Below are 13693 nucleotides of genomic sequence, written 5' to 3' on the forward strand. Positions count from 1 at the left end.
GTTTGTTTGTGGCTTTTCATCGCAATCCATGCCATATTTCACCGGATCAGCATACTCAGTATCGGGTATTGTGTTTCCATCAAGTAACTAATCTGGAGCCAAAACATGTCTCACGAAGATGAATATCTATCAGTAGAAGAATTAATTGAGATTCAAAAGGAAGAGACTCGCGATATCATTGCAGCATTGCTAGAAGATGGCAGCGATCCAGATTCGCTATACGAAATTGAGCACCACCTGTTTGCCGAAGATTTTGACACGCTAGAAAAAGCGGTAGTTGAAGCATTCAAGATGGGCTTTGAAGTTCTTGAAGCAGAAGAAACTGAAGATGAAGATGGTAACAAGTTGCTTTGCTGTGATGCGACTATGGAGTCCGCACTAGACGCAGAAGCGATTGATGCGCAAGTTGAAAAATTGATTCACTTGGCAGAAAAATACGACATCATCTATGACGGTTGGGGTACGTACTACGAAGGCGAAGATGCGCTTTACCCTGAAGAAGATGAAGACGGCGAGTAATCAAAGCTCACTACTTTTGGAAAAACCAGCGTTTAACGCTGGTTTTTTTATACCTTGAAAAACTGACGAATGTGGAGGCGATAAATAATTAACATTGAGTTTATAGGGGATTTCTCCCTATAATGCGTGAAAATTGATCTAGCTCAAGGTGTATATGCAACTCTCACTCGCCGGTTTATGGCAAGTCTCTCCACTGACGGACCTTTCTATCCCACAGGATGACATTACTTTCCCTGCTCCTTTGAGTCAGGTATTGCCAGCTGAACTGACAGAAGAAGCAATTCGTCAGCAAGAGTGGCACCTGATGCATGACATTGAAGTGGACGAATCCATGATGGCATTCCCAGCGGTAGAAATGGTGTTGGGTGGTGTGGATTACCATGCAGAAGTGCGTTTGAACGGAGTAGCATTGTTTGACTGTGACGGTTCTCAAAATGTCTACAAGAAAGACATTCGCCCGTTCATGCAGATGGGGCGCAACCGTTTTGAGATCCTATTCCTTGAGGAAGAAGAAGATCTTCTGTTGGATGAGGATAAACCGGAGTTGTGTTCACTTGCAGATCATGAATACCAAAAGAGTGACGAGCGGTTAGGGGTATGGCAAGAGCCGTATCTGCAGTTTATTCGCAATGTGCGTTTAGACCGCGTGGCTACCGAACAGATTTGGCACCACGGTGGTGGTTGTGAGTTTAAGGTGGATTTGTACTACCAAACTTTTGCGCCGGGTTTAGTATCGGCATCGGTTAAGTTCAATGGCATGACTTACCATATTCCTATTGATGTCCGAGCGGAGCATGCGAGCGCTTTATTCCAGGTCGAAGCGCCAAAGTATGCAGATCTTACTGATCCTGATCCAAGTGATCTCTACCAGTTGTCTGTTGAGTTGGATGGGCAGCACCAAAACTTCACTGTTGCCTTGAGCCAGGAGCTTTGTGTTACCCATGTTGTGCTCTAACATCTAATAATATTATCTATTACAGCATCTTAAGCATTACGACTTCACATGCATCATGCCCTGTTTGTCCAAGCGGGGCATCGAGATGCTCAAAGCCTAGCTTTTCATACAAGCTTACCGCTTCTCTTAGACATTCTGTCGTTTCTAAATAACACTGCTGATACCCAAACTGTTTCGCCAATTGTAAGCTCAATGCGACGATGCGTTTGGCTAAACCGTGTCCTCGTGTTTGAGGTAAGAAGTACATCTTTTGTAGTTCACACACATTTGGCTCGCCAGCTAAAGGGGCAAAGCCACCGCCACCAACGATCTCTCCGCGATGTTCAATGACCCAATAGGCGGCCCTGTTTTGATTGTACACCGAATACATATCATCAAGCGTTGGATCGGCCACACCATAACCTTTGTCTGCGGTTAAGCCGTATTCTGCAGAGACTTTACGAATCACATCTGCGACTTGCGGGTTGTCTGCTTTAGTAAGAGGTCGAAGAACGTATTCCTCAGCCTGACACACTTTTGTTAGCCCTTTTAGGTAAGTCTCTAGACCAAGTTTGAGTTGCTCTTGCTCGCTGTCATCGAGTTGGGTAAGCAGTTGTTCAAAGAAGTGGTTTTGCTGTTGGTCCAGTTGTGATAACGCCTGTTGGCCTTGCTCTGTAATCGCGACGAGTTGACTACGTTTGTCTTTTGGGTTTTCGATGCTCTCGACCAAACCTAATTTAATCAAACCAGTAACGGTTCGGCTCGCGTTGGACTTGTCGACATTAAGCTGCTGTGCCAGCTGATTGATGGTCAATGGCTGCAATTGGATTTCACCCAATGCGTGCGCTTGCACTGGAGTGAGAGCGACATCGCCGCATTGTTTATCAAGCATACCAAGCAATCGGACGGCTTGACGGGAGTAGTGTCGAAGTTGACGAGCGTTCATTATCACTTACCTCTAAAAATAAAGTTGCGCACCGCAATTAAATTAATTGCGGTGCGCAACATTGTCAATGGTAAATGTCATTTTTCTCGTTAGGAGACGTAGTGAGCCTCCATATTTAAGCGTGGTGATGTAAACAAAACTGCGGTGCTGGAGCTTTTTCTGATGATTTACGCATCCATACTTTCTCGTGGAAGTAGTAAGCCACCGTGTTCAAACTCGGCTCTAGCATCGCCATTACGCCGCCGACGAATGCATCACCTGTTAGTAAGTAAACCACGGTAAAAGCGACGCTGAAGTGCACGGTCGCAAAGCTTGCGGTTTTTAATTTGGTCATCCACTGACGAGCTTTAAGTGCTGGGACTTTTGCCCATGCCTTTTCATGAAAGTAGAAGGCTACGGTGTTCACTGAAGGCTCAATCATGGCAATTAAACTACCAATTAGAATGTCGCCTGTGAGTACGTAAGCGACACTAAATGCGATAGTAAAATGCAGTGCTGCGAAAGTTAGTGTCTTTTTCATGATAATTACTCAATCGTGTTTGTTTCGATGAGTTTATTATCGATAATAACTCTCATTAATGCTAATGGGTAATGAGTATTGTTGTGATAGGGGGAAGCTATTGATGATGGTTTTGGTGAAATGTATACAAAAAAGGTTGGCCATGATGACCAACCTTTTGAACCAAAAGTGAGAAGTGTTAATTCTTCTCTTTCACTGAGGCTTAAAGCGCAGCGATCGTTGTCTTCTGCTCTTCTAGCTTAGCTAGTGTCTCTTTGTAGCCTTCAAGCTTCTCACGCTCTTTAGCAACAACTGCTTCAGGTGCTTTCGCTACGAAGCTTTCGTTACCTAGTTTGCCTTCGATACGCTTGATTTCGCCGTGAGTCTTCTTGATTTCGCCATCTAGACGAGCAAGCTCAGCATCTTTGTCGATCAGACCTGCCATTGGGATCATCAACTCAGACTTACCAACCAGTGCTGTCGCACATGCAGGAGTTTGTTCGCCAGTTTCAAGCACGCGTACTGCTTCTAGCTTCGCTAGTGACATCAGTACTTGCTTGCTTGCTTCTAGACGAGAGGCATCTTCTACATTTGCTGCTTTCAGCATAACGTCAAGCGGCTTACCAGGGTTGATGTCGTATTCAGCACGTAGGTTACGGATGCTGGTAATGAACGCTTTCACCCATTCAATGTCGTCTAGCGCTTCTTGGTTGAAGTTTGCTTCGTCGAATTGAGGCAGTGCTTGCAGCATGATTGTCTCGCCTTCTACACCTTCAACTAATGGCTTGATGCTTTGCCAGATAGTTTCAGTGATGTAAGGAATCACTGGGTGAGCTAGACGTAGCGTCTTCTCAAGAACCGTGATTAATGTACGACGAGTACCACGCTGTTGTGCTTCAGTACCTTTCCATAGAACTGGCTTAGTAAGCTCTAGGTACCAGTCACAGAATTGGTTCCAGATGAATTCGTAAAGCGTGTTCGCAGCCATATCTAGACGGAAGTTGTCGATATGGTTGTTAAACGCTTTCGCTGCGAGTTCAAACTGAGACTCGATCCACTTGTCTGCTAGTGAGTATTCAATCTCACCACCGTTGAAGCCACAATCTTGCTCTTCTGTGTTCATCATTACGTAACGGCTTGCGTTCCATAGTTTGTTACAGAAGTTACGGTAACCCTCAAGACGTTTCATATCCCAGTTGATATCACGACCTGTTGATGCCATTGCTGCAAGAGTGAAACGCAGTGCGTCTGTACCGTATGCTTCGATACCGTTTTCAAACGTCTTACGAGTGTTCTTCTCGATCTTCTTCGCTAGTTGAGGCTGCATCATGTTGCCACAACGCTTCTCTACGAGAGACTCTAGGTCGATACCATCAATCATGTCGATTGGGTCAAGTACGTTACCTTTCGACTTGGACATCTTGTCGCCGTTTTCGTCACGGATTAGACCAGTAACGTAAACCGTCTTAAATGGTACTTGTGGTTTGCCGTTTTCGTCTTTCACGAAGTGCATGGTCATCATGATCATGCGCGCAACCCAGAAGAAGATGATGTCGAAACCAGTTACTAGTACGTCTGAAGGGTGGAATACTTTCAGATCGTCAGTTTGCTCTGGCCAACCTTGAGTACCGAACGTCCATAGTGCAGAAGAGAACCACGTATCCAGTACGTCTTCGTCTTGGTGAAGTTCAATGACTGACTCTAGGTTGTTGTTCTTACGAACTTCTTCTTCAGTGCGACCTACGTAAACATTACCTTGGTTGTCGTACCAAGCTGGGATGCGGTGACCCCACCATAGCTGACGAGAGATACACCAGTCTTGAACGTCACGCATCCAAGAGAAGTACATGTTTTCGTATTGCTTAGGAACGAATTGGATGTCGCCGTTTTCTACTGCTTCAACTGCGGTTTTCGCTAGAGGCGCAGTACGTACGTACCATTGGTCAGTTAGCATTGGTTCGATAACAACGCCACCACGGTCGCCGTAAGGAACTTGTAGATCGTGATCTTTCACTTCTTCAAGTAGGCCTAGCTCGTCGAATTCAGCAACGATAGCTTTACGAGCGGCAAAACGCTCCATACCGTGGTATTTAGCTGGTAGTTCAGTGCTGTAAGCTTCGCTTGCTTCGCCGTTAGTGTTGAATACTTCTGCTGAGTCGCGGATGTTCGCGTCGAAAGTCAGAATGTTGATCATTGGTAGCTGGTGGCGCTTACCTACTTCGTAGTCGTTGAAGTCGTGCGCAGGTGTGATTTTCACACAGCCAGTACCTTTTTCCATATCTGCGTGCTCATCGCCCACGATTGGGATGCGACGATCAACGATAGGAAGGATGATTTCTTTACCGATAAGATCTTTGTAACGTGGATCTTCTGGGTTAACTGCAACACCCGTATCGCCTAGCACGGTCTCTGGACGAGTCGTTGCAACAACGATGTAGTCTTTGCCATCCGCTGTTTTAGCGCCATCTGCTAGTGGGTAGCGGAAGTGCCACATGTGGCCTTTAGTGTCTTTGTTCTCTACTTCTAGATCTGAAATCGCGGTGTGTAGCTTTGGATCCCAGTTAACTAGACGCTTACCGCGGTAGATTAGATCGTCTTCGTATAGACGTACGAACACTTCTTGAACGGCGTTAGATAGACCATCGTCCATCGTGAAGCGTTCACGATCCCAGTCTACAGATGCGCCAAGACGACGAAGCTGCTTAGTGATAGTGCCGCCAGATTCGCCTTTCCATTCCCAGATTTTGTCGATGAAAGCTTCACGACCGTAATCGTGTTTTGTTTTGCCTTCTTCTGCAGCGATCTTACGCTCAACAACCATCTGAGTTGCGATACCAGCGTGGTCAGTACCTACTTGCCAAAGGGTGTTTTTACCCTTCATACGTTCACAACGGATAAGCGTATCCATGATCGTATCTTGGAACGCGTGGCCCATGTGTAGGCTACCAGTGACGTTCGGTGGCGGGATCATGATGCTGTATGATTCTTTAGTAGTGTCACCGTGTGGCTTAAAGTAGCCTTTCTCTTCCCAAGTCTGATACAGAGCTTGTTCGATTGAAGTTGGGTTGTATGTCTTTTCCATAGCGCTCTTTTAATGGATACGTTGATGGTTGAATCTTAGTCAATCTTTATAAGTGAGGGATCTTAACAAGATCGCCTTAACTATAAGGATTGACCGTTAAGGATATTGAATTTCGATCGTTTGCAGCTGGTAACCTGCTTGACGGTAAATTTTATATCTTTCTCTTGCGAGTTGTTTAGCTTTTTCTTCGCAGGGCACGAAGTCTACCACTTGAGCAAACTTGTTCGCAAAGGTTGTCTCATTTTCCGCCAAATTAATTACCAGCTGACGGTTCCAATTAGGTTTTACACCTTCATGGCCGATTTCAATGTTGGTGGCGTATTTCGGTCCCTCGCCTACGAGGTTATGTGCCATGAACTTGTCTGCATCAACTTGCCAAAAGGCTTCAGCGAGCTGCTCGGCGTGTGGTTTGTCTTGGCAGTTTAAATACACTTTAGCGCCTTGGCGAGCAAAGTGCTGAGCCAAAAACACGATGTATTCTTCAAAGCCAGCCACCGTTGCTTGCGGGCTCTCTTCGTTAATGATGTAGAAGGTTGCAGTTTGCATCATTCTCTCACTTGCCTTGGGTCTCTTCCTAAGACCATCTTAAGTCCCACTTTCATTTTAGAAAATTAGGATAATAAAAAAGGGCCTTGCGGCCCTTTTCGATTTTGTTCAGAAATTACTCTTCTGTCTCTTGGCCGCTGCGGTTCAAAAGGAATTGGACAAGCATTGAGACAGGACGGCCCGTTGAGCCTTTCGCTGCGCCTGATTTCCACGCGGTACCTGCGATATCGACGTGTGCCCAGTTGTACTTCTTCGCGAACTTAGATAAGAAGCAACCCGCAGTAATTGTGCCACCAGGGCGACCACCAATGTTTGCCATATCCGCAAACGGGCTTTTCAACTGTTCGTGGTACTCGTCTGCCATTGGTAGACGCCATGCACGGTCACTCGCTTGCTCAGAAGCGTTTACTAGCTCATGAGAAAGAGGGTTGTGGTTAGAGATTACGCCGCTGATATGGTGGCCTAGTGCGATAACACAAGCACCAGTTAGCGTTGCAACGTCAACCACGCAGTCTGGTTCGAAACGCTCTACGTAAGTCAGTGCGTCACAAAGAACAAGACGGCCTTCAGCATCCGTGTTCAGAACTTCTACAGTTTGACCAGACATGGTCGTTAGGATGTCACCTGGACGGTAAGCGTTGCTGCCAGGCATGTTTTCACAACCCGCTAGAACACCAATAACGTTGATTGGTAGGTTTAGCTTCGCCAGCGCTTTCATTGTACCGAATACCGATGCCGCACCACACATGTCGTACTTCATCTCATCCATACCTTCGCCCGGCTTTAGAGAGATACCGCCTGAGTCGAAGGTTAGACCTTTACCTACGAGCACAATCGGTTTTGCATCTGAGTCAGGGTTACCTTTGTACTCGATGATAGACATCATAGATTCGTTTTTAGAACCACGGCCTACTGCTAGGTAAGAGGTCATACCCAGTTTTTCCATCTCTTGCTCACCAATAATTTTGGTGGTTACGGTTTCGTAGTCGTCCGCTAGACGACGAGCTTGAGAAGCAAGGTAAGCTGGATTAGCTACGTTTGGCGGCATGTTGCCAAGGTCTTTTGAGGCTTTGACACCTGATGCGATAGCAAGACCATGAGTGATTGCTTTTTCACCCAAGTTCAATTCACGACGCGTTGGTACGTTGAAAACAAGCTTGCGCAGTGGGCGGCGAGTCTCAGGTTTCACGCTCTTGAATTGATTAAATGTGTATAGACCATCTTTAGTCGCTTCTACAGCCTGGCGCACTTTCCAGTATGTATCACGACCCTTAACATGCAGTTCAGTTAGGAAACATACCGCTTCCATTGAGCCTGTCTCGTTAAGTGTGCTGATCGTCTTTTGAATGATTTCCTTGTACTGGCGCTCGCCAAGTTCACGCTCTTTGCCGCAACCGACAAGTAAAACGCGCTCTGACAAAACACCTGGTACTTGATGCAGTAGCAGCATCTGACCAGGTTTACCCTCTAGATCACCACGGCGAAGTAGTGAACTGATGTAACCGTCACTGATTTTATCAAGTTGTTCGGCTACTGGAGAAAGGCGACGTGGTTCAAACACACCAACAACGATACATGCGCTACGTTGTTTCTCTGGACTGCCACTTTTTACACTGAACTCCATGCGTACTCCTACATCCTGAAGACAAATTGCTCTAAATGTTAGATAATGATCGCTTACTTGTTGAATTTTAGCTCCAGGCTTACATGCAGAGCTGATTAAGCGACTAACATCTAGTTTATAATTTTTAAAAAAATAAATGGTTCAACGGGAAACTATAGTGATTCGACCAAAAAAACAAGTTTTGTATAGGTAATTTCAGCGTGATTATTGTTAGATATTTGATCCGCGAAACACTCAAGAGCCAATTTGCGATTTTTTTCGTACTTTTTTTGGTGTTTGTAAGCCAGAAATTCATAAGTGTTCTTGCTGATGCTTCTGATGGGGATATTCCTGCTGGATTGATTTTCTCGATTGTTGGTTTGAACATGCCAGCAATGGGTCTGTTAATGCTGCCTTTAAGTCTGTATATCGGCATATTGATCACATTTGGTCGTCTGTATGCAGAGAGCGAAATTGTCGTAATGAACGCGACAGGTATTGGTAATAAATTCTTGGTTCAAGCGGCCTTATACCTAGCGTTGATTACTTCAGCGGTGGCGGCTTTCAATGCGTTGTGGCTATCGCCGTGGTCTCAAGACCGCGTTGAGCAGCTTTATGAGCAGGTAGCGTCAGAAAACAGCGTTGACCTACTTAAAAAAGGTCAGTTCCAAGGTACACCAGACGGTTCATCGGTTGTGTTCATCGATGACATTAAAGACAATACCTTGAGCAACGTTTTTGTTGCGCAGATGCGCCCTCGAGATTCAGTGTTACCGAGTGTGATGTTCTCATCTTCTGGTGAAGTAAAAGAGCTTTCGGACGGTCGTCAGATCATCACTATGAAAGAAGGTACGCGTTATGAAGGTGTGCCTACTCGCGTTGAATATATGATCACGAAATTCGATGAATACGAAGGTGTTATCGGCCAACGTGAGGTCAAAAAGAAAGGGCGAGACTGGGAAGCATACCCAACGGTTGACTTGATAGGTCACCCAGATCCAGAGGCGCAAGCGGAGCTACAATGGCGAATTTCGTTATTTGTGTGTATTCCACTCTTAACAATGCTCGTTATTCCTTTGTCTGCGGTGAATCCGCGTCAGGGACGGTTTGCCAAAATGGGGCCTGCGATTCTGATCTATCTAGCGTATTTCTTGGCGATCAGTGCAACCAAATCTGCATTAGAAGATGGTGACATCCCGGCTGCTATTGGTATGTGGCCAATCAATGCGATGTTGCTGATTGTTGCTATCATGGCGAATATGATGGACAGCGTTGCTGCTAGACGAATAAAAGACAAATTCCGCAAGAAGAGGCTCGCGTAAGCTGTGTTCAAAATCTTAGACCTTTACATCGGTAGAACCATCATCTCTACCACTGCCTTGGTTTTAGCGACGTTTGTTGGCTTATCGGGCATCATCAAATATGTAGAACAGCTACGTAAAGTAGGGCGAGGTGTGTACGACCTCACTCATGCGTTGTACTTTGTGTTACTCAGTGTGCCGCGTGATATCGAAATGTTCTTTCCAATGGCGGCATTACTCGGTGCCCTGATCGGCTTAGGTATGTTGGCTTCAAGCTCTGAGCTGGTGGTGATGCAAGCTGCTGGTTTCTCTAAGCTGGATATCGGGTTATCGGTACTAAAAACGGCCGTCCCACTCATGATTGTCGTTATGGCGTTAGGCCAATGGGGCGCTCCTGAGGCCCAGAAGATGGCCCGTGACTTACGTGCGTTTGCGATATCAGGTGGTAGCATTGTGTCTGTGCGCTCAGGTGTGTGGGCTCGTGACGCAAACGACTTTATCTTTATCGGTAAAGTCGAAGACGACAAGCTTTATGCTTTAAATATGTGGCGTTTTGATGATGATAAGAATCTACAAAAAGTTATTTTCGCCGAAGAAGTCGACTACCAACAAGATAACAACTGGCTGATGCGCTACGTACAAATTACGGACATGGAAAATGAAAACGTAATTTCAAAGCAAGACATCGAGCAGATGGAGTGGCACACCTCTTTGGCACCGGATAAGCTAGCTGTGGTGACCGTGAAGCCAGAAGAACTGTCACTGAGCGGTTTGTATGATTATGTGACTTACCTAAAAGCATCGGAACAAGATGCATCTCGCTATGAGTTGGCGTTTTGGCGTAAGTTGACTCAGCCGCTTTCAATTGCTGTGATGATGTTAATGGCGCTATCTTTTGTTTTCGGTCCACTCAGAAGCGTGACCATGGGGGCAAGGGTATTGTCGGGCGTGGTTGCCGGGTTTACTTTTTACATATCCAGTGAGTTCTTTGGCCCATTAAGCTTGGTGTATGGCATATCCCCAGTGTTTGGTGCTTTGGCCCCGAGTTTGGTGTTCTTAGCTATTGCGATTGCACTACTACGAAGAAAGCTATAACTGAAGCATCATCGAATAAACCAAGTTTTACCGAACCAAATGTAAAAGGAAGGCATTACGCCTTCCTTTTTTGTGTTCCTAGACAAGTTAGGTTGCCTTGGGTAATACAACTACCTCTGTTTTGGCCCAAATGTCGTGGAAACCACGTTTCTTCGGATCAATCGGTACAGTCAGATTTGCCAAGCCAAAGCCAGATGTCGAAATACGAATCAGAGCTTGAGTTACCGTAATTGGTGCCCCGTCTTTGGCATTGCGAACTCGAAGCTTCCAAGCGCGCATCCCAAGAGTTTGTCCTGCTCGCGTCCAGAAGAACACAAAGAAATATATCCACACACCCGCAAGATAAAGTGTAAATAGAGGGCTCAATACAGGGTGCTTTCCGAGCATATCTGCGGCATCAGCGTACTCGCCATAGCTCAACAATCCTGCTGCATTTAGTGCAAACACAACGGCCATAACAATACCTGCGGCCATCATTTCAATTGCGATAATAATCAATGTGTCGTAAATCAACGCTGCAAGTCGACGAAAGAGACCAGCAGGTGGAAGAGTTGTAGACGTTGTCATTATTCCATCACTTACCTTAAAAATTGTGCGTCAGAATATAGATTCCCTCACCAAGAGAAAAGAGACCTAACGCACAGAGTCTTTAATTGTGTATAAACGAAGAGACTTTTCTGCCCTACGTTATCAGCACATGTCATGATACACGAGGCCGTGCAGCAATATGTTTCAACTGAATTCGACTCTCTTAACCATTGGCTTTTTGGTCTGTGACCAGATTAGATAGCTGAGAGAGTTGGTGTTTCTCATCTTCGGTATAATGTTGGCTTAATGAAAGCTCTAAAGCTTTTTCTGACAGCTTGATTGCTGGTGACAAAAATAACTTAGGGTGCATACTAGAGAGAGCTAGCAAGGCCTTTTGTAGGCGAATCTGTATTTGGAGTTGCGCTGCACCATCGTGTGCTATCGGCAAAAAGACATCATCAAACAAATCCTGGCAGCTCAATGCGGGCACAAATAGTCTAGGATATCGAGTTTTGGTAGGCGGCTCACTGAGTAGGTCTCCCCATAATGAAAGTGCTCGTACAGAACGCCCAAGAACGTCAATCGCGGTGCCATTATCATTTACAGCCGGAGATAGTGCTCGTGAGGCGATTTCCGCCATAACGACTAAACCAAAGCGAGGGTCCTGATCATATGAACGCTCCGTTCGAATCGTGAAGGCTGCCGTTACTTCGCTTTCGTCTGGCAATTCTCCACAAACCCAAGCCAATGGTTGACCTACGTACACAAAACTTCCCGGTTGTCGCTCAAGGTAGATGGTGCATTGGTTTGCTTCAGCAATACTATCGAGGTGATGCATATCAACATGCTGTAAGTAGCCAATTTCTTGGCTCAAAATAGGTTTACTTCCTCTGGGCTTATGCTCTGGGTGGCTCCATGGGTGAGCACCTAGCCAGCGCTCTTTGCCCCGTTTTCTTATCGCATCTAACAAGGCTTGCTCTACGTATGAAGTGGTTTCACTGACCCTTCCTAGTACGGAAAGGTGCTGAATCCAACGTAGCAGAGTGAGTATGATCATCACGATTACGGCGATAGTCACGATGAATAGATAAATTTGTGCTTGTTGATGATAGGCCCCAATACCTAGCGCGATAATTCCTACCAAACTAAATAGAAAAGAGCCAAGAAAGGTTGCTAAGGCATTTTGTGTTGTGCTGTCTTCCATCAACAGTTTTGTCGCTCGCGGCGTTACCCCTGCACTAGCGGCACTGTACGCTGAGACCATAATATTGAGAGAGAATGTAGTCACTGCAAGCATGGAGGTTGCGAGGATATTTAATATGTTGTTCAACAAATCCTTGCTGACGTTGATGGCAGGGGGCAAAGTAATGAACTGGTTTAAAACAATCGACATTAAGGCGGTAGCAACAGCTAGTAATGCGTAGAGTGACGTCCGGACCCACAGTTTTCGTGTCATCTGTTTCAGTAACCACTGCCATTTTGACCCAGTCATTCTTTGCTCCTATTCAGTTCTCACTAGAAAGTCGATAGAAAATTCAGAAAGTTATTCTTGCTTAAGCATAGGTTAAATGCCCGTCGTTCTGCTTGATATTTCATGCATCACGAAAGTAAGAAAGCTGCTTGCTTCAAAGAATGGTGCTCTTGAGGTGTGAATTACCACGATTCTGTTACCTTAATTGATAGATGAATTAAAAGTATGTGATTGAAAAGAGGTAGCGCATGATTGTAATTACAGGTGCAAGTAGCGGTTTAGGGGCGGAACTAGCAAAGCGTTATGATGCGGAAGGCAAAGAGACGTATGTAATAGGAAGAAATACAGAAAAACTATCCGCACTAGCAAAACAACTCTCTCATAACGTTGGTTATCAAGCTTGCAACCTCTCATCGCACCAAAATGTGAAACAGCTCTTTGATGGGGTTAAACAGTCCCCTGAAATGGTCATTCATAGTGCGGGAAGTGGTTATTTTGGCTTACTGGAAGAGCAGGAGCCGGAAGAGATTCAAAAGTTGATTGATAACAACCTGAATTCTGCGATTCATGTGTTAAGAGAGTTAGTAAAGCGTTACAAAGATCATCCAATAAAAGTGGTCATGATCATGTCTACAGCCGCGCAACAACCTAAAGCGCAAGAGTCTACGTATTGTGCAGTGAAATGGGCCGTCAAAGGATTAATTGAGTCGGTTCGTTTGGAGCTAAAAGGAAAACCTATGAAAATCATCGCGGTTTATCCTGGTGGAATGGATACGGAATTCTGGAAAACAAGCGGCAATACGATGGACACGAGTCACTTCATGCAAGCAGAAGATGCCGCAGAGATGCTCCATAATGCGTTGTCGAGCATTGGGAATGGTTATGTTTCTGATATTACAGTGAATAGAACTTAAAAAGAGTTTCGTATACTCATTTTCATCTGGAAGAGTAGTAGAAAATGGAGCGTACGTTTCTTATGAGTACAGCTTTGTCACACTTTGTGGCGAAATTATCAGCAAACGATAGTTATTTAAGGTATTTCTGCTTGCGCAGGTCAAAAGCTTACGTATAATGCCAACCATCAAAGGGCAATAGCCCAAAGATGCCGGTGTGGTGAAATTGGTATACACGACGGATTCAAAATCCGTTGCCTTCGGGCGTGGCGGTTC

The 13693-nt window shown here is 45.5% G+C and carries 13 protein-coding genes; 5 read left to right on the forward strand and 8 right to left on the reverse strand.

Features of this window, described 5'->3' with window-relative positions; all coding sequences use genetic code 11:
- Positions 1 to 105: 105 nt before the first annotated feature.
- Complete coding sequence (rraB, locus tag R7041_RS20165; RefSeq protein WP_005385523.1) at positions 106 to 519, forward strand: ribonuclease E inhibitor RraB; 414 nt, start codon at positions 106 to 108, stop codon at positions 517 to 519.
- Positions 520 to 673: 154 nt separating this feature from the next.
- Positions 674 to 1474 carry a glycosyl hydrolase 2 galactose-binding domain-containing protein gene (locus R7041_RS20170; protein WP_064368786.1) on the forward strand — a complete coding sequence of 267 codons (801 nt, stop codon included), beginning with the start codon at positions 674 to 676 and terminating at the stop codon, positions 1472 to 1474.
- Between the two features lie 19 nt (positions 1475 to 1493).
- Here the strand turns inward: R7041_RS20170 and R7041_RS20175 are convergent, their stop codons facing one another.
- The 5 genes from R7041_RS20175 to pepA form a co-directional block, all read right to left on the reverse strand.
- A complete protein-coding gene (locus R7041_RS20175; RefSeq protein WP_017636182.1) occupies positions 1494 to 2399 on the reverse strand; it encodes a bifunctional helix-turn-helix transcriptional regulator/GNAT family N-acetyltransferase in 906 nt (301 codons plus the stop codon).
- Positions 2400 to 2514: 115 nt separating this feature from the next.
- Complete coding sequence (locus R7041_RS20180; protein WP_005381078.1) at positions 2515 to 2919, reverse strand: DUF2061 domain-containing protein; 405 nt, start codon at positions 2917 to 2919, stop codon at positions 2515 to 2517.
- A 202-nt stretch (positions 2920 to 3121) separates the two neighbouring features.
- Positions 3122 to 5980, reverse strand: coding sequence for a valine--tRNA ligase (locus tag R7041_RS20185; protein ID WP_206949691.1), 2859 nt, complete (start codon positions 5978 to 5980; stop codon positions 3122 to 3124).
- A gap of 96 nt (positions 5981 to 6076) precedes the next feature.
- Entirely contained in the window at positions 6077 to 6526 is a 450-nt protein-coding gene (locus R7041_RS20190) for a DNA polymerase III subunit chi (protein WP_031777270.1), read from the reverse strand.
- A 115-nt stretch (positions 6527 to 6641) separates the two neighbouring features.
- A complete protein-coding gene (gene pepA / locus R7041_RS20195; RefSeq protein WP_005381073.1) occupies positions 6642 to 8150 on the reverse strand; it encodes a leucyl aminopeptidase in 1509 nt (502 codons plus the stop codon).
- Positions 8151 to 8350: 200 nt separating this feature from the next.
- On the opposite strand from pepA, the gene lptF reads away from it, so the two are divergent.
- Together lptF and lptG are read left to right on the forward strand one after the other, a co-directional pair.
- Complete coding sequence (lptF, locus tag R7041_RS20200; RefSeq protein ID WP_005381072.1) at positions 8351 to 9451, forward strand: LPS export ABC transporter permease LptF; 1101 nt, start codon at positions 8351 to 8353, stop codon at positions 9449 to 9451.
- Between the two features lie 3 nt (positions 9452 to 9454).
- A complete protein-coding gene (lptG, locus tag R7041_RS20205; RefSeq protein ID WP_005381071.1) occupies positions 9455 to 10525 on the forward strand; it encodes an LPS export ABC transporter permease LptG in 1071 nt (356 codons plus the stop codon).
- Positions 10526 to 10612: 87 nt separating this feature from the next.
- Here the strand turns inward: lptG and R7041_RS20210 are convergent, their stop codons facing one another.
- Together R7041_RS20210 and R7041_RS20215 are read right to left on the reverse strand one after the other, a co-directional pair.
- Positions 10613 to 11092, reverse strand: a complete 480-nt coding sequence (locus tag R7041_RS20210; RefSeq protein ID WP_158174181.1) for an RDD family protein — start codon at positions 11090 to 11092, stop codon at positions 10613 to 10615.
- Positions 11093 to 11276: 184 nt separating this feature from the next.
- Positions 11277 to 12545 (reverse strand): DUF2254 domain-containing protein, encoded by a 1269-nt coding sequence (locus tag R7041_RS20215; protein WP_005385537.1) that lies wholly within the window; start codon positions 12543 to 12545, stop codon positions 11277 to 11279.
- A gap of 227 nt (positions 12546 to 12772) precedes the next feature.
- Here R7041_RS20215 and R7041_RS20220 point away from each other — a divergent pair, with 227 nt between their 5' ends.
- A complete protein-coding gene (locus tag R7041_RS20220; protein ID WP_064368783.1) occupies positions 12773 to 13438 on the forward strand; it encodes an SDR family NAD(P)-dependent oxidoreductase in 666 nt (221 codons plus the stop codon).
- Positions 13439 to 13498: 60 nt separating this feature from the next.
- Here R7041_RS20220 and R7041_RS20225 read toward each other — a convergent pair.
- Positions 13499 to 13693 (reverse strand): hypothetical protein (locus tag R7041_RS20225; RefSeq protein ID WP_318128696.1); only part of this gene is annotated, 195 nt, incomplete at its 5' end.

The organism is Vibrio sp. 1751 (assembly GCF_033339895.1).
In the GTDB taxonomy this organism is placed as follows: Bacteria; Pseudomonadota; Gammaproteobacteria; order Enterobacterales; family Vibrionaceae; genus Vibrio; species Vibrio alginolyticus.